Consider the following 16371-nt stretch of genomic DNA (forward strand, 5'->3'; position numbering starts at 1 on the left):
TTTACTCAGGAATATTCATGGCAACCCATTTAGTCTGGCTGCGCAACGATCTGCGCAGCCACGATAATTACGCTCTGCATGCTGCCTGTCGCAACGCCGATGCCAGGGTGCTGGCGCTGTTTATCGCCACGCCAGGGCAGTGGGAAGCGCATACGATGGCCCCGAAACAGGCAGCTTTTATCTACCAGAGCCTGCTGGAACTCCGACAGACGCTGGCTGATAAAGGCATTGCGCTGCATACCGCTGAGTGCCACGATTTTGCGGCTTCTGTCGGGGTGCTGAAGGACTTTTGTCAGCAGCATCACGTTGATCGGCTGTTCTACAACTATCAGTATGAAGTCAACGAGCGTGAGCGGGATGCGGCAGCGGAAAAAGCGCTGGGCGATCTCGATATTATTACTCAGGGCTTTGATGACAGCCTGCTGCTCCCGCCAGGCAGCCTGTTAACCGGCAACCGTGAGATGTACAAAGTCTTCACGCCATTCAGCCGGGCGTTCGTGAAACGCCTGCAGGAAGGTTTGCCTGAGTGCGTTCCAGCACCCAAAGCCAGAGAGAGTGGCCCTTTAACCGACATTCCTGCTATCACACCCTTCAGCTATCCCTGTGAGGAATTCGACAGCTCGTTGTTTGCCGCAGGCGAAAAAGCGGGGCTTCAGCAGCTCAGGCAGTTTTGTCAGCAGCCCGTCATGCACTATCAGGCGCGCCGGGATTTCCCATCCCTGGACGGGACCAGCCGTCTCTCTGTCTATCTGGCGACCGGCGTATTATCGCCCCGCCAGTGCCTGCACCGCCTGCTGGCCGGGCATCCGCAAGGGATAGAGGACAGCAATCTCTTCACCTGGCTGAACGAACTTATCTGGCGCGATTTCTACCGTCATCTGCTGGTTGCCTGGCCGAAGCTTTGTAAAAATCAGCCCTTTATCAGCTGGACCAAAAAAGTGCAGTGGCAACAGGATGAAAAACTGCTTCAGGCCTGGCAGCAGGGCAGAACAGGTTATCCCATTGTCGATGCGGCAATGCGCCAGCTAAACAGCTCCGGCTGGATGCACAACCGGCTGCGCATGATAACGGCCAGCTTCCTGATCAAGGATTTGCTGATTGACTGGCGGAAAGGGGAGCGCTATTTCATGTCGCAACTGATAGATGGCGATCTGGCCGCCAATAATGGTGGCTGGCAATGGGCTGCCTCTACGGGGAATGATTCCGCTCCCTATTTTCGTATATTTAACCCTACCACTCAGGGCGAACGTTTCGATAAAGAGGGGGAATTTATCCGTAAATGGCTGCCTGAGCTGAAAGAGGTGCCGGTAAAGCATATTCATCAACCTCACCTCTGGGCAGAAAATAATCAGCGGTCGCTGGATTATCCGACACCGATTGTGGATCACAAAGAAGCGCGGCAACGTACGCTTGCGGCGTTTGAAGCGGCACGCAAATAATTTTGCTATTGTTGCCTGTAACATTTACTGCCGGCCCGCCGCGATGATAGCGGCCAGGCTTGTGGCATCACGAACAGGCCAGGAATTGTTATGCGTAATACAGAACTTGAAGAGATTGTGAACCAGCAGTTGAATAGCGCCGCCTTCAGCGACTATGGCCCCAACGGGCTTCAGGTGGAGGGACGCGCTGAGGTGAAGAAGATCATCACTGGCGTCACCGCTTCGCAGGCTTTGCTGGATGAAGCGGTTCGCCTGAAGGCCGATGCGGTGCTGGTTCATCACGGCTATTTCTGGAAAAATGAACCTGCCATAATCAAGGGCATGAAGCGCAACCGCCTGAAAACGCTGTTGGCTAACGATATCAATATGTTTGGCTGGCATCTGCCGCTGGATGCGCATCCGCAACTGGGCAACAACGCTCAACTGGCGAAGCTGCTGGGTATAGAGGTGCGCGGGCAGATTGAACAGTTGCTTCCGTGGGGAGAGTTGACCGATCCGCTTTCCGGTGAACAGTTGGCACAGCGTATCACTCAGGTTCTGGGACGCGAACCGCTGCACTGTGGCGATAACGCGCCGAAGCTTATTCGCCGCATTGCCTGGTGTTCTGGCGGCGGTCAGGGCTACATCGATGCCGCTGCCGCTTTCGGCGTGGATGCGTTTATCTCAGGTGAAGTTTCTGAACAAACCATTCACAGCGCCCGTGAGCAAGGTCTGCACTTCTTTGCCGCTGGTCACCACGCCACCGAACGCTGCGGTATTCAGGCGCTCGGCGAGTGGCTCGCAGAGCGCTACGATCTGGACGTAACCTTTATTGATATCCCTAATCCTGCCTGATTTTCTGCAGGCGGTAGCTAAACCGCCTGCAACAGAGTTGACACCTCCCTGACATTTCAGCATAACTGTTTGCCTTATAGAGCATTCATATGGCCTTGATTTCAGGTCAGGAGGAGCGTTTTGCAACGAGCTCGTTGTTACCTGTTAGGCGAACGTGCAGTAGTGCTTGAGCTGGAACCCCCCGTTACGCTCAGCGCCCAGCAACGGATCTGGGGGCTTTCAGCACGACTGACTGCACGCCCGGAAGTGATTGAAGTGGTGCCGGGAATGAATAACATCACCGTGCTGCTGAGCGATCCGCAGAAAACAGCCCTTGATGCCATTGAGTGGTTGCAGTCATGGTGGGAGAGCAGTGAGGCGCTGGAAATGACCTCACGTGAAGTAGAGATCCCGGTGATTTATGGCGGTGCGGCAGGACCCGATTTAGAAGAGGTGGCCCGGCTTAGCGGTCTCTCCCCCCGGCAGGTGGTTGAGGCGCACGCTTCTGCGCACTACGTGGTCTATTTTATCGGTTTCCAACCCGGCTTCCCTTATATGGCTGGTCTTGATGACCGCCTGCATACGCCGCGGCGGGCTGAGCCTCGCGTTGCCGTGCCTGCGGGTTCGGTTGGCATCGGTGGCAGTCAGACCGGGGTCTATCCCTTTAGCGCACCTGGCGGCTGGCAGCTTATTGGCCAGACGGACATCACGCTGTTCAATCCTCTCCATCAGCCTCCCACCTTCTTCAGGCCTGGCGACAGCGTCCGCTTTGTCCCGCAAAAGGAGGGGATATGCTGAAAATCATTCGTGCCGGTATGGCGACAACGCTACAGGATGCCGGGCGTACCGGCTGGCGTCAGTATGGCGTGGGTCTCAGCGGCGTGCTGGATCATCCCGCAATGGAGACCGCCAATCTGCTGGTGGGCAATGCCAAAACCAGCGCGGTGCTGGAAATTACCCTGGGTCAGTTTTGCGCAGAGTTCTCCCGCGACGGCTGGATAGCCCTGACCGGGGCAGGATGCAGTGCAGAGATTGATAACCAGCCCGTCTGGACCGGCTGGCGAACGGCGGTGAAAAAGGGCCAGCGGCTGACATTAAAAATGCCTCAGCGCGGAATGCGCAGCTATCTGGCGCTGGACGGCGGATTTGACCTCGAGCCGATGCTGGGTTCCTGTAGCACCGATGCAAAAGCGGGCTTCGGCGGTCTCGAAGGTCGTCTTCTTCAGGATGGCGACCAGCTTCCTCAGGGGACCCCGCTGAAAACCTTCACCAAGCCGGTAGGTGTTCGTCAGCTGCTCTTTGGCAACCGTATTCGCGTGATGATGGGGCCAGAATTCCACGAGTTCAGTTTTGAAAGCCGCGAAGCCTTCTGGCGCACCGGCTGGAAACTCAATCCGCAAAGTAACCGCATGGGCTATCGTTTACAGGGCAGGCCGCTTACCAGAACTGTCAAACGTGAAATGCTGTCGCACGGGCTAATCCCCGGCGTGATCCAGGTGCCGCCAAACGGACAGCCTATTGTGCTGATGGCGGATGCGCAAACAACCGGCGGCTACCCGCGCATCGGCTGCGTAATCGAAGCCGATCTCTACCATCTTGCACAAATCCGCCTCGGTGAACCGATTCATTTTGTCTACTGCACGTTAGACGAAGCGCTGAAAGCCAAACGCGAGCAGCAGCTTGCCTTAGAACAAATGGCATGGGGAGTAGAGCATGAAAATTGATTTAAATGCCGATCTGGGCGAAGGGTGTGAAAACGATCGCGCGCTGTTGCAGCTGGTTTCTTCCGCCAATATCGCCTGCGGCTTCCATGCTGGCGATGCGCAAACCATGCGGCAAAGCGTCCTGTGGGCGCTGGAATTTGGCGTGGCGATCGGCGCTCATCCCAGTTTCCCGGATCGGGAGAATTTTGGCCGGACGGAGATGCAACTGCCCCCGGAAACCGTTTATGCCCAGCTGGTTTATCAGATTGGCGCACTACAGGCGATTACCCATAGCGAAGGCGGCAAGCTGGTTCACGTGAAGCCGCACGGCATGTTGTATAACCAGTCCGCCCGGGAGCCGGAACTTGCTGAAGCTATTGCCCGCGCGGTAAAAGCGGTAGATCCACAGCTGGTACTGGTTGGGCTGGCGAACAGTGAATCCATTCTTGCCGCTCAGGCGCAGGGATTGAAAACCCGTGAAGAGGTCTTTGCCGACCGTGGATATCAGGCCGATGGTTCGCTGGTGCCGAGATCGCAGCCCGGCGCGCTGGTAGAAAGCGATGAGCAGGCGATAGGACAGACGTTGAGCATGATCCAGCAGGGGCAGGTTAAGAGCCTGTGCGGGAAATGGGTAAAAGTGAAGGCTGAAACTGTCTGCGTACACGGTGACGGTGCGCATGCGCTGGCATTTGCCGCTCAGCTGCGTCAGGCCTTTGAACAGCATCAGATTCAGGTTACCAGCCGCTAAGGCAACAATAACGCGTAAAAACGCGATGACCTCCTCCGGCAGATACCGGAGGACTTTATACCCGGGAGGATGAATGGAAAGTGCAGTGAATTTATGGCCGCTGGCAGGCATTGTCGCCATTGTGATCGGTTTTTTACTTCGGTTTAACCCTGTGCTGGTAGTGATCGTCTCTGGCCTGATTACCGGACTGGCTGCCCATATGCCGCTGGGCGATATCCTGGAAAAACTGGGCTCCGGTTTCCTCAATACCCGTAACCTTCCGCTGATCCTGCTGCTGCCGCTGGCGGTTATCGGTCTGCTGGAGCGTCATGGTCTGAAAGAGCGCGCACAGGCATGGATTGCCCAGATCAAAACCGCCACGGCGGGACGTCTGCTAATTGTCTATCTCTTTGTGCGGGAAATCACCGCCGCTATGGGATTAACCAGCCTGGGCGGCCACCCGCAGATGGTGCGTCCGCTTCTGGCGCCAATGGCTGAGGGCGCCACCGAAAACCGTTATGGCGAATTGCCCATTGAGGTGCGTCATCGTCTGCGGGCTATGTCTGCCGCGACCGATAACGTCGGCCTCTTTTTTGGCGAGGATATCTTCGTCGCCTTTGGCGCAATTATCTTTATGCATAACTTTATGCAGGAGTCAGCCGGCATCCAGACCGAACCGCTGCATATTGCCGTCTGGGGTATTCCGACCGCGATTTGTGCCTTTTTAATCCACGCCGTGCGCCTGAGGCGTCTGGATAAAACCATCGCTGCCGAACTGACTGCGCTGAATAACGATGCGTTGAAAGCAAAGGGAGGCCGCTAATGTTCCAGCAACAATATCTGTTCTGGCTGGCCGGGGTTATCCTGCTGGTGGTTGCAGTGATGTCATGGCGTGACAAGGCGAATCCACGGCGCCTCACTACCGGTCTGTTCTGGGCACTTTATGGCCTGGTATTTTTTATTGGAGACTGGGCAGTAACGCAGCTCGGCGCACGCTCGCTGCATATCGTCGTTGGCGTAATGGTGGTGGTGATGGCGCTAATCGCCGGGCTGGGTGGGGTGAAGCTTGGCTCCTATCATCAACGCACCAGCGAGCAGCGGGAAAAGAGCGCGAAACGCCTGCACAACAAGCTTTTCCTGCCCGCCTTAGCCATTCCCGTGGTCACAGTGATTGGCGTGCTGGCCTTTAACAACATTCCGGGATTACAGGAAAGCGTATTTGGTGCAGGCAATCATTCCACGCTGGTCACGCTATTCTCGATGATGACAGGCTGTGTGATCGCCTGGTTGATAGCGCTGAAGCTGACCCGTGAAGGACCGGCGCAATCTCTGCAGGAGACGCGTCGTCTGCTGGACTCCATCGGCTGGGCCTTTATTCTGCCGCAAATCCTGGCAACCTTAGGCCTGCTGTTTACCAGTGCAGGCGTGGGGACGGCAATTTCCCATCTGACCGAAACCTATCTTGCAGTTGATAACCGCTTTATCGCCGTTGCCACTTATGCCATCGGTATGGCGCTGTTGACGATGGTGATGGGCAACGCATTTGCCGCCTTCCCGATCGTAACCGCCGGGATTGGTATTCCGATTCTGGTGCTGCAACATCACGGCAATCCGGCGGTGATGGCGGCTATCGGCATGTTCTCTGGCTACTGCGGGACGCTGATGACGCCTATGGCGGCCAACTTCAATATCGTGCCTGCAGCCCTGCTGGAGCTGCCCGACCGCAACGCAGTGATCAAGGCTCAGGTGCCAACGGGCGTGCTATTGTTAATAGCAAATATTTTCCTTCTCTATTTCCTGATGTTCCTGTGAGGCCGTGATGAAAACCGTTTTGATTACCGCGTTCGAACCTTTTGGTGGCGATCAGATCAATCCCTCCTGGGAGGCCGTCAGCCATCTGCATGAGCGCATGCTGTGCGGCGCGAAAATCGTTGCCAGACAGCTACCCTGCGCTTTCGGGGCTTCGCTTGAAGCGCTTTACGCGGCGATAGAAGAGGTAGAGCCAGAAATGGTGATCGCCGTAGGGCAGGCGGGAGGGCGAACCGACGTGACTATTGAACGCGTTGGCATCAATGTTGACGACGCCCGCATCCCGGACAACGCAGGCAACCAGCCGATTGATGAAGCTATTGTAGAGGGCGGCCCGGCGGCCTACTTCTCCACGCTGCCGATCAAAGCAATTGTGGAGGGGATTCGGGAAGCGGGCATTCCCGCGTCGGTTTCGCAAACGGCGGGCACTTACGTCTGTAACCATGTGATGTATGGTTTGTTGCACTATCTGGCGCAGCATAAAAAAGCGGTTCGCGGCGGGTTTATTCATATCCCTTATCTGCCAGAGCAGGCGGTAAAGCATCCCGGTGCCGCCAGTATGCCTGCCCAGACGGTGATCCTGGCGCTGGAGATGGCGCTGAGTATTGCGCTGACCGTCGGGCAGGATATCCGTGCCGAAGGCGGAGCCACACACTAATCAGTAGGTAATTATGCCAGAAGGACCTGAAATTCGCCGCGCGGCGGACAAACTGGAAAAAGCGATCAGAGGGAAAACCCTGACCGACGTCTGGTTTGCCTTTCCGCAGATGAAAACGTACGAACCAGCGCTGGTAGGTGAGCGGGTAGAGGCGATTGAAACGCGCGGCAAAGCGATGCTGACCCACTTCTCTAACGGCATGACGCTCTACAGCCATAACCAGCTGTACGGTGTCTGGCGGGTAGTGAAAAGCGGATCTGAACCCGCTACCAGCCGTATTCTGCGTGTTCGCCTGGCGGCAGAGGATAAAACCATCCTGCTTTACAGCGCATCAGAGATCGAGCTGCTGGATCGGGATACGCTGGCGGCTCACCCATTTCTGCTGCGGGTTGGGCCGGACGTGCTGGATATGACGCTGACCAACGAAGCCGTAAAGGAGCGGTTGCTCTCGGCTCGTTTCCGCCGTCGGCAGTTCAGCGCGCTGCTGCTGGATCAGGCTTTTCTGGCTGGTTTGGGTAACTATCTTCGGGTGGAGATCCTCTGGCAGGCTGGGCTGGCACCGCAGCATCGGGCGCAGGATCTTTCCAGCGAGCAGCTTGATCTGCTGGCTGAAGCGCTGTTAGCGCTGCCACGGCTTTCCTATCATACGCGGGGCGTAAGTAAGGAGAATCAGCATCATGGCGCACTGTTCCGCTTCCGGGTTTTTCACCGGGCAGGAGAGAAGTGCGAACGTTGCGGCGGCATAATTGAGAAAACGACGCTCTCATCCCGACCCTTTTACTGGTGCCCTGGCTGCCAGCTTTGAGAGACGTTCTGGCATCCCGCTTTATGTGATGATTTTTAACATTTGAATGTCTTTTTCTGGTTGCTAATCCCTCCGCTTTTAGTGCCTTTCTGCGGCTTCAGTTGCGAAGATGCGGATTTATCACTCGGGATGGTTCTGGTTCAGCCCATAAAAAAAGCGCCGCAGAAGCGGCGCTTTTCCATTAAGAGCAGCGATTGTCACTGAGTTTTGGAAGTGAAATCACGCTTGTCGTAGCCGGTATAAAGCTGGCGAGGACGGGCAATTTTAATGCCGTCATCGTGCATCTCTTTCCAGTGTGCAATCCAGCCTACAGTGCGCGCCATTGCGAAGATCACCGTAAACATGGAAGAGGGGATGCCCATCGCTTTCAGAATAATGCCGGAGTAGAAGTCGACGTTAGGGTAAAGCTTACGTTCGATAAAGTAGGGATCGTTCAGAGCAATATCTTCCAACTGCATCGCTACTTCCAGCAGATCGTCCTTCATGCCTAACTCGTTCAGCACTTCATGACAGGTTTCACGCATCACGGTGGCGCGTGGGTCATGGTTTTTATAAACACGGTGACCAAAGCCCATCAGACGGAACGAGTCATTCTTATCCTTCGCACGCTTCACAAATTCAGGAATGTGTTCAACGGTGCTGATCTCTTCCAGCATACGCAGGGTGGCTTCATTGGCACCGCCGTGCGCCGGTCCCCACAGGGAAGCGATCCCCGCAGCGATACAGGCAAACGGGTTAGCGCCAGAAGAACCTGCGGTACGCACGGTAGAGGTGGAAGCATTCTGCTCATGGTCCGCATGCAGGATCAGAATACGATCCATCGCACGTTCCAGAATCGGGTTCACCACGTACTCTTCACACGGAGTGGAGAACATCATATGCAGGAAATTACCGGCATAGGAGAGGTCATTACGTGGATATACAAACGGCTGACCAATGGAATATTTGTAGCACATTGCGGCCACGGTCGGCATTTTTGACAGCAGACGGAACGCGGCAATTTCACGGTGGCGCTCAATGTTCACGTCCATGGCGTCATGGTAAAATGCTGCCAGCGCACCGGTCACACCGCACATCACAGCCATCGGATGCGAGTCACGACGGAAACCGCGGAACAGATGATGGATCTGCTCGTGGATCATGGTATGACGGGTGACGATGGTTTTAAATTCTTCAAACTGCTCTTTGGTTGGCGCTTCGCCGTTCAGCAGGATGTAGCACACTTCCAGATAGTTGGAGTGCACGGCAAGTTGATCGATAGGGTAACCACGGTGCAGCAAAATGCCTTCATCACCATCAATATAGGTGATTTTGGACTCGCAGGACGCAGTAGAAGTGAAGCCTGGATCAAAGGTGAAATACCCCTTGGCTCCAAGGGTGCGGACGTCTATTTCATCCTGGCCCAACGTGCCTTGCAGCACATCAAGTTCAATAGGAGCTTCGCCTGGTAGGGTTAGCGTTGCTTTTTTATCAGCCATTTACTGTCTCCTTTGCGCCTTGTCTATAGATCTTTGACACCTGAAAAGCGCATTGTGTCCGCGCCTGCGTCACAACGGCAAAATATCGACTCTGTGGCATCTTTTTAGCGTGCAGGGTACAGAGTGACGGGGCGTATGCGCAGGCCAAGTGGGCACAACACTACTGCGTTTCGCGGTTGTTAAAGATCCGGTCTGGTCGTAACTTGTTGGTAACCGTTACCTGATACTTTTTGTGACTATATCTTCAATGTTACATAACTTGTGCTTAGGGGAAAGTGTAGCCCCATAACTTTTACGCATCATAGAACTTTCAATCGTCCGTTTGTAACAGGAATGTTGAAGTTTTGTCAAATCAGATAATTAAATTTGTATTAATTGTGAAAAATGTGAGTGCGATCACTGTTCCACCTAAATATGCCCAAGAAGTTTGTAGGGGAATTGTAATGAGTTTGTGAACCCCCTATACTTCGGCCAGGTCTCCGGAATACCCTGACACCAGGAGCCACCCAGCGTTTTACCGCTTTAATTAACACTGGATGTTGCTGTTTTGGTGCCTGTGCAGAGTCTGACCACACCCGTGATCGGCTTTCACCTTCAGGCCCGGAGGAAGCAAAATAAGAAAGGCTGTGTGGGCAAAACCGTGAAAAAACAAAGACCTGTCAACTTGGATCTCTCAACGATCCGGTTTCCCGTTACTGCAATAGCGTCTATTCTCTATCGCATATCTGGCGTGATCACTTTTGTGGCCGTTGGCATATTGCTCTGGTTACTGGGCCTGTCACTCTCTTCACCCGAAGGCTTTCTGCAAGCCGCTGCCGTTATGGACAGTTTTATTGTCAAATTCATTATGTGGGGCATTTTAACCGCACTGGCGTATCACATCGTCGGTGGCGTACGCCATATGTTAATGGATTTCGGTTATTTGGGTGAAACGCTGCAGATCGGAACGCGCTCTGCGCAAATCTGTTTTGGTATCACTGTCGTGCTTTCAATTCTGGCGGGAGTCCTCGTATGGTAAGCAACGCTTCTGCACTGGGTCGCAACGGCGTTCATGACTGGCTGCTGCTGCGCGCATCGGCGATTATCATGACGCTGTATGTGCTCTATATCCTTGGTTTTGTTGTGATGTCAGACACGCTGACTTATGAGATCTGGCACGGCTTCTTTGCCTCCTCCGTTACGAAAGTGTTCACCCTTCTGACGCTGCTCTGCATCCTGGTGCATGGCTGGGTTGGGATGTGGCAGGTACTGACGGACTATATGAAATCAGTTGCGATGCGCCTGGTGCTGCAGCTGCTGGTGATCGTAGTGGTGTTGGTCTATGCAATTTATGGAACTGTCGTAGTGTGGGGTGCGTAATGAATTTGCCAGTCAGAGAGTTTGATGCCGTTGTAATCGGCGCTGGTGGTGCAGGCATGCGTGCCGCGCTGCAAATTTCCCAATCGGGCCAGAGCTGTGCTCTGTTATCAAAAGTTTTCCCTACCCGTTCCCATACAGTTTCTGCGCAGGGTGGGATCACTGTTGCGCTGGGTAATACCCATGAAGACAACTGGGAATGGCATATGTACGACACGGTGAAAGGCTCCGATTACATCGGTGACCAGGACGCCATTGAATATATGTGTAAAACCGGGCCGGAAGCGATTCTGGAGCTGGAGCACATGGGCCTGCCTTTCTCCCGTCTGGAAGATGGTCGCATCTATCAGCGCCCGTTTGGCGGCCAGTCAAAAAACTTCGGCGGTGAGCAGGCTGCCCGTACTGCGGCTGCGGCTGACCGTACCGGCCACGCCCTGCTGCACACCCTCTATCAGCAGAACCTGAAAAACAAAACCACTATTTTCTCCGAATGGTATGCGCTGGATCTGGTGAAAAATGCTGACGGTGCCATTGTGGGCTGTACCGCGCTGAATATTGAAGATGGCGAAGTGGTCTATTTCAAAGCCCGCGCAACGGTACTGGCGACCGGTGGCGCAGGACGTATCTATCAGTCCACCACCAATGCTCACATTAATACCGGTGACGGCGTAGGCATGGCGCTGCGCGCCGGCGTGCCAGTGCAGGATATGGAGATGTGGCAGTTCCACCCAACCGGTATCGCCGGTGCGGGCGTACTGGTCACAGAAGGGTGTCGTGGTGAGGGCGGTTATCTGCTGAATAAGCATGGCGAACGTTTTATGGAACGTTATGCGCCTAACGCCAAAGACCTGGCCGGTCGTGACGTGGTAGCGCGTTCGATGATGATTGAGATCCGTGAAGGTCGCGGCTGCGAAGGGCCGTGGGGTCCCCATATCAAACTGAAGCTGGACCACCTGGGCCATGAAGTGCTGGAAGCGCGTCTGCCGGGTATCCTGGAGCTTTCACGGACCTTTGCTCACGTCGATCCGGTGAAAGAACCGATCCCGGTTATCCCTACCTGTCATTACATGATGGGCGGCATCCCTACCAGAGTAACCGGTCAGGCGCTGACGGTGAACGAGCAGGGTGAAGATACGGTTGTTCCGGGTCTGTTTGCCGTAGGCGAAATCGCCTGCGTATCCGTACACGGCTCTAACCGTCTTGGCGGTAACTCGTTGCTGGATCTGGTGGTGTTTGGCCGTGCGGCTGGCCTGCATCTGCAAGAGTCAATTAAAGAGCAGGGCGAGCTGGCGGACGCCACAGAAGAAGAGATTGAGGCATCACTGGCGCGCATGAACCGCTGGAACAATAACACCACCGGTGAAGATCCTGCTGAGCTGCGTAAATCCCTGCAGACCTGCATGCAAAACAACTTCTCGGTGTTCCGTGAAGGTGATGCGATGGCGAAAGGACTGGAAGAGCTGAAAGTGCTGCGCGAGCGCCTGAAAAGCGCCCGTCTGGATGACCGTTCAAGCGACTTCAATACCCAGCGTATTGAGTGCCTGGAGCTGGATAACCTGATGGAAACGGCCTACGCCACTGCGGTTGCAGCAAACTTCCGTACCGAGAGCCGTGGCGCACACAGCCGCTTTGATTACCCGGAACGTGATGATGCAAACTGGCTGTGCCACAGCGTCTACCTGCCGCAGAGCGAAAGCATGACCCGCCGTGAGGTGAACATGCAGCCGAAACTGCGCGCGGCATTCCCACCGAAAGCACGTACTTACTAGTTTGCGGAGATAAGCGATGAGACTCGAATTTTCTATTTATCGTTATAACCCGGATGTGGATGACGCCCCTCGCATGCAGGAATACAGCCTGGAGTCGGAAGAGGGCCGCGACATGATGGTGCTGGATGCCCTTATTCGCCTGAAGGAGAAGGACCCAACGCTGGGGTTCCGTCGCTCCTGCCGTGAAGGTGTTTGTGGCTCCGACGGCATTAACATGAACGGCAAAAATGGGCTGGCCTGTATCACGCCTGTTTCTGCACTGGGCGGCGGCAGTAAAAAAATTGTGATTCGTCCGCTACCTGGTCTGCCAGTGATCCGCGATTTGGTAGTAGACATGGGGCAATTCTACACTCAGTATGAGAAGATTAAGCCTTACCTGTTGAATAATGGGGAAAATCCCCCTGCCCGCGAACATTTACAGGCGCCGGAACAGCGTGAAAAACTGGACGGCCTGTATGAGTGTATTCTCTGTGCGTGTTGCTCAACTTCCTGTCCTTCTTTCTGGTGGAATCCGGACAAGTTTATCGGACCGGCTGGTTTGCTGGCGGCTTACCGTTTCCTGATCGACAGTCGTGATACCGAAACGAATGCGCGTCTGGATAATCTGGACGATGCTTTCAGCGTATTCCGGTGTCATAGCATTATGAACTGTGTGAGCGTATGCCCTAAAGGGCTAAACCCCACGCGTGCTATCGGCCACATTAAGTCGATGCTGCTGCAAAGAGGCGCCTGAGGGCTTCTCTTCCGGGAACCGCCAGGTTCCCGGTTATTTTACCAGGAAACCCTGCCAAGCTTATCTTCAGGTCGGCTTGGCAAGGTTCCCTTACGGGCCCGGGCGCCAGCAGTCGCGCACAGCGCTCGTATCGATGAACTTTCAGGCTGCGTCCCGCATCTTTTGCGGAACTCAGCCGAGGGAAGCCGCTTACGCGGCGCGGAGCAGAGATGTTCCATTAAATAATCACGGCGAAATAAAGCACACAATGCTTAAGGGATCACAATGCAGAACAGCGCGATGAAACCCTGGCTAGACTCCTCCTGGCTGGCCGGCGCGAACCAGACCTACATAGAGCAGCTCTATGAGGACTTTCTAACCGATCCTGACTCTGTTGACGTTGCCTGGAAATCGCTGTTTCAGCAGCTTCCAGGTGCTGGGGTTAGACCTGAACAATTTCACTCGAGCACCCGCGAGTACTTCCGCCGTCTGGCGAAAGATGCCACTCGCTATACCTCATCCGTAAGCGATCCCGATACCAATGCCAAACAGGTTAAGGTGCTTCAGCTGATCAACGCCTTCCGTTTCCGTGGACATCAGCTGGCTAACCTCGATCCGTTAGGCCTGTGGCAACAGGAATCGGTGCCGGATCTCGATCCCGCTTTCCACGATCTGACCGAAGCGGATTTCCAGGAAACCTTCAACGTGGGCTCTTTTGCTTTCGGCAAAGACACCATGAAGCTGGCGGATCTCTACGCCCTGCTGAAGCAGACCTACTGCGGATCGATCGGTGCTGAGTATATGCACATCACCAACACCGAAGAGAAACGCTGGATCCAGCAGCGCATTGAATCGGTGGCCGGGCAGGCTTCTTTCTCCACTGACGAGAAAAAAGGCTTCCTGAAGCAGCTGACCGCAGCCGAAGGGCTGGAACGCTACCTGGGCGCGAAATTCCCTGGTGCCAAGCGCTTCTCGCTGGAAGGCGGCGATGCGCTGGTGCCGATGCTGAATGAAATGATCCGTCATGCGGGCAAAAGCGGAACGCGTGAAGTGGTATTGGGCATGGCTCACCGTGGCCGCCTGAACGTTTTAATTAACGTTCTGGGCAAAAAGCCGCAGGATCTGTTCGACGAATTTGCAGGTAAGCATAAAGAACACCTCGGCACGGGCGACGTGAAGTACCATATGGGCTTCTCTTCTGACGTGGAAACCGAAGGCGGCATGGTGCACCTGGCGCTGGCGTTTAACCCATCTCACCTTGAGATTGTCAGTCCGGTTGTCATGGGCTCTGTGCGTGCACGTCTGGATCGTCTGGATGAGCCGAGCAGCAACAAAGTTCTGCCTATTACTATTCACGGTGATGCCGCAGTTACCGGCCAGGGCGTGGTTCAGGAAACGCTGAACATGTCGCAGGCACGGGGTTACGAAGTGGGCGGCACCGTTCGCATCGTGATCAACAACCAGATTGGTTTCACCACCTCCAATCCTAAAGATGCCCGCTCCACGCAGTACTGTACCGATATCGGTAAAATGGTGCTGGCACCTATTTTCCACGTAAATGCTGACGACCCGGAAGCGGTAGCTTTTGTCACCCGCCTGGCGTTGGATTTCCGTAACACCTTTAAACGCGACGTCTTTATTGACCTGGTCTGTTATCGCCGTCATGGCCATAACGAAGCGGATGAGCCAAGTGCGACTCAGCCGGTGATGTATCAGAAAATCAAAAAACACCCGACGCCGCGTAAGCTTTATGCCGACCGTCTGGAAAGCGAGCAGATTACCAGCCTGGAAGATGCCACGGAAATGGTCAACCTGTACCGTGACGCGCTGGATGCGGGCGAATGTGTGGTGCCAGAATGGCGTCCGATGAGCCTGCACTCTTTCACCTGGTCGCCTTATCTGAATCACGACTGGGATGAAAGCTATCCTTCCACCCTGGACCTGAAGCGGTTGCAGGAGCTGGCTAAGCGTATCAGTACGGTGCCTGAAGCGATCGAAATGCAGTCCCGCGTGGCGAAAATCTACAACGATCGTGCCGAAATGGCGGCGGGTAACAAACCCTTCGACTGGGGCGCAGCGGAGAATCTTGCTTACGCCACGCTGGTTGATGAGGGCATTCCCTGCCGTCTCTCCGGTGAAGATATGGGCCGCGGCACCTTCTTCCACCGACACGCGGTGATCCATAATCAGGCTAACGGCTCTACTTATACCCCACTGATGCACGTCCATAATGGGCAAGGCACCTTTAAGGTCTGGGATTCCGTGCTCTCTGAAGAAGCGGTACTGGCCTTTGAATATGGTTATGCCACCGCAGAGCCGCGCACGCTGACTATCTGGGAAGCGCAGTTCGGTGACTTCGCCAACGGCGCTCAGGTGGTTATCGACCAGTTCATCAGCTCTGGCGAGCAGAAATGGGGCCGTATGTGTGGCCTGGTAATGCTGCTGCCTCACGGCTACGAAGGGCAGGGACCGGAGCACTCCTCCGCGCGTCTGGAACGTTATCTGCAGCTCTGCGCCGAGCAGAATATGCAGGTTTGCGTACCTTCCACTCCGGCTCAGGTTTACCACATGCTTCGCCGTCAGGCGCTGCGCGGTATGCGCCGTCCGCTGGTGGTGATGTCACCGAAATCGCTGCTGCGTCATCCGCTGGCAATCTCTTCGCTGGAAGAGCTGGCTAGCGGCGGCTTCCAGCCTGCCATTGGTGAGATCGACGATCTCGACCCGAAAGGCGTGAAGCGTGTTGTGCTGTGCTCCGGCAAAGTCTATTACGACCTGCTGGAAAAACGCCGCAAAAACGAGCAAACCGATGTCGCGATTGTGCGTATCGAACAGCTGTATCCGTTCCCGCACAAGGCGGTACAGGATAAATTACAGCAATATTCGCATGTGCATGATTTTGTCTGGTGCCAGGAAGAGCCGCTTAACCAGGGCGCATGGTACTGCAGTCAGCACCATTTCCGTGAAGTGGTGCCTTTCGGAGCTTCATTACGTTACGCCGGCCGTCCCGCCTCCGCTTCGCCGGCAGTTGGCTATATGTCCGTTCACCAGCAGCAGCAGCAAGACCTGGTAAATGACGCGCTGAACGTTAATTAATTAAAGGAT

Annotated in this window: 15 protein-coding genes; 14 read left to right on the plus strand and 1 reads right to left on the minus strand. The window is 55.0% G+C overall.

Translation table 11 applies throughout. The features are described from left to right. Window positions 1-17: 17 nt before the first annotated feature. The 9 genes from phrB (at window position 18) to nei (ending at window position 7954) form a co-directional block, all read left to right on the plus strand. Entirely contained in the window at window positions 18-1439 is a 1422-nt protein-coding gene (phrB, locus tag SD961_RS09575; protein WP_318790134.1) for a deoxyribodipyrimidine photo-lyase, read from the plus strand. Window positions 1440-1529: 90 nt separating this feature from the next. Then, window positions 1530-2273, plus strand: coding sequence for a type 2 GTP cyclohydrolase I (locus SD961_RS09580; protein ID WP_318790135.1), 744 nt, complete (start codon window positions 1530-1532; stop codon window positions 2271-2273). Window positions 2274-2393: 120 nt separating this feature from the next. Further along, entirely contained in the window at window positions 2394-3050 is a 657-nt protein-coding gene (gene pxpB / locus SD961_RS09585) for a 5-oxoprolinase subunit PxpB (RefSeq protein WP_318790136.1), read from the plus strand. Further along, a complete protein-coding gene (pxpC, locus tag SD961_RS09590; protein ID WP_318790137.1) occupies window positions 3044-3976 on the plus strand; it encodes a 5-oxoprolinase subunit PxpC in 933 nt (310 codons plus the stop codon). The genes pxpB and pxpC overlap by 7 nt, the downstream gene beginning before the upstream one ends. Continuing rightward, a complete protein-coding gene (pxpA, locus tag SD961_RS09595; protein ID WP_318790138.1) occupies window positions 3966-4703 on the plus strand; it encodes a 5-oxoprolinase subunit PxpA in 738 nt (245 codons plus the stop codon). Before pxpC ends, pxpA begins: the two co-directional genes overlap by 11 nt. 73 nt (window positions 4704-4776) lie before the next feature. Beyond that, complete coding sequence (locus SD961_RS09600) at window positions 4777-5505, plus strand: DUF969 domain-containing protein (protein ID WP_318790139.1); 729 nt, start codon at window positions 4777-4779, stop codon at window positions 5503-5505. Beyond that, entirely contained in the window at window positions 5505-6494 is a 990-nt protein-coding gene (locus tag SD961_RS09605) for a DUF979 domain-containing protein (protein WP_318790140.1), read from the plus strand. Before SD961_RS09600 ends, SD961_RS09605 begins: the two co-directional genes overlap by 1 nt. A 7-nt stretch (window positions 6495-6501) precedes the next feature. Beyond that, entirely contained in the window at window positions 6502-7149 is a 648-nt protein-coding gene (gene pcp / locus SD961_RS09610; RefSeq protein WP_318790141.1) for a pyroglutamyl-peptidase I, read from the plus strand. Between the two features lie 13 nt (window positions 7150-7162). Then, window positions 7163-7954, plus strand: a complete 792-nt coding sequence (gene nei, locus SD961_RS09615) for an endonuclease VIII (RefSeq protein WP_318790142.1) — start codon at window positions 7163-7165, stop codon at window positions 7952-7954. 197 nt (window positions 7955-8151) lie between these two features. On the opposite strand, the gene SD961_RS09620 is transcribed toward nei, so the two are convergent. Next, window positions 8152-9432, minus strand: a complete 1281-nt coding sequence (locus SD961_RS09620) for a citrate synthase (protein ID WP_318790143.1) — start codon at window positions 9430-9432, stop codon at window positions 8152-8154. A 628-nt stretch (window positions 9433-10060) separates the two neighbouring features. Between SD961_RS09620 and sdhC the strand changes: the two genes are divergently transcribed. From sdhC to sucA, 5 genes are all read left to right on the plus strand, one after another. After that, on the plus strand, window positions 10061-10450 hold the full coding sequence (gene sdhC, locus SD961_RS09625) for a succinate dehydrogenase cytochrome b556 subunit (RefSeq protein WP_306213222.1): 390 nt from the start codon (window positions 10061-10063) through the stop codon (window positions 10448-10450). Then, the gene (gene sdhD / locus SD961_RS09630; RefSeq protein ID WP_318790144.1) at window positions 10444-10791 is read left to right on the plus strand and encodes a succinate dehydrogenase membrane anchor subunit; all 348 of its coding nucleotides are present in this window, start codon (window positions 10444-10446) and stop codon (window positions 10789-10791) included. Before sdhC ends, sdhD begins: the two co-directional genes overlap by 7 nt. Further along, entirely contained in the window at window positions 10791-12557 is a 1767-nt protein-coding gene (gene sdhA / locus SD961_RS09635; protein WP_318790145.1) for a succinate dehydrogenase flavoprotein subunit, read from the plus strand. Before sdhD ends, sdhA begins: the two co-directional genes overlap by 1 nt. Window positions 12558-12573: 16 nt before the next feature. Next, window positions 12574-13290 (plus strand): succinate dehydrogenase iron-sulfur subunit, encoded by a 717-nt coding sequence (locus SD961_RS09640; RefSeq protein WP_318790146.1) that lies wholly within the window; start codon window positions 12574-12576, stop codon window positions 13288-13290. Window positions 13291-13554: 264 nt separating this feature from the next. Then, window positions 13555-16362, plus strand: coding sequence for a 2-oxoglutarate dehydrogenase E1 component (gene sucA / locus SD961_RS09645; protein ID WP_318790147.1), 2808 nt, complete (start codon window positions 13555-13557; stop codon window positions 16360-16362). The last annotated feature ends 9 nt before the right edge of the window (window positions 16363-16371 follow it).

This window comes from Erwinia sp. MMLR14_017, from assembly GCF_033657285.1.
Classification (GTDB): domain Bacteria; phylum Pseudomonadota; class Gammaproteobacteria; order Enterobacterales; family Enterobacteriaceae; genus Erwinia.

Bases quoted from the DNA above. Each gene is read 5' to 3' on its own strand.
- phrB (WP_318790134.1), top strand. From the start codon at position 18: ATGGCAACCCATTTAGTCTGGCTGCGCAACGATCTGCGCAGCCACGAT.
- SD961_RS09580 (WP_318790135.1), top strand. From the start codon at position 1,530: ATGCGTAATACAGAACTTGAAGAGATTGTGAACCAGCAGTTGAATAGC.
- pxpC (WP_318790137.1), top strand. From the start codon at position 3,044: ATGCTGAAAATCATTCGTGCCGGTATGGCGACAACGCTACAGGATGCC.
- pxpA (WP_318790138.1), top strand. From the start codon at position 3,966: ATGAAAATTGATTTAAATGCCGATCTGGGCGAAGGGTGTGAAAACGAT.
- SD961_RS09600 (WP_318790139.1), top strand. From the start codon at position 4,777: ATGGAAAGTGCAGTGAATTTATGGCCGCTGGCAGGCATTGTCGCCATT.
- SD961_RS09605 (WP_318790140.1), top strand. From the start codon at position 5,505: ATGTTCCAGCAACAATATCTGTTCTGGCTGGCCGGGGTTATCCTGCTG.
- pcp (WP_318790141.1), top strand. From the start codon at position 6,502: ATGAAAACCGTTTTGATTACCGCGTTCGAACCTTTTGGTGGCGATCAG.
- nei (WP_318790142.1), top strand. From the start codon at position 7,163: ATGCCAGAAGGACCTGAAATTCGCCGCGCGGCGGACAAACTGGAAAAA.
- SD961_RS09620 (WP_318790143.1), bottom strand. From the start codon at position 9,432: ATGGCTGATAAAAAAGCAACGCTAACCCTACCAGGCGAAGCTCCTATT.
- sdhD (WP_318790144.1), top strand. From the start codon at position 10,444: ATGGTAAGCAACGCTTCTGCACTGGGTCGCAACGGCGTTCATGACTGG.
- sdhA (WP_318790145.1), top strand. From the start codon at position 10,791: ATGAATTTGCCAGTCAGAGAGTTTGATGCCGTTGTAATCGGCGCTGGT.
- SD961_RS09640 (WP_318790146.1), top strand. From the start codon at position 12,574: ATGAGACTCGAATTTTCTATTTATCGTTATAACCCGGATGTGGATGAC.
- sucA (WP_318790147.1), top strand. From the start codon at position 13,555: ATGCAGAACAGCGCGATGAAACCCTGGCTAGACTCCTCCTGGCTGGCC.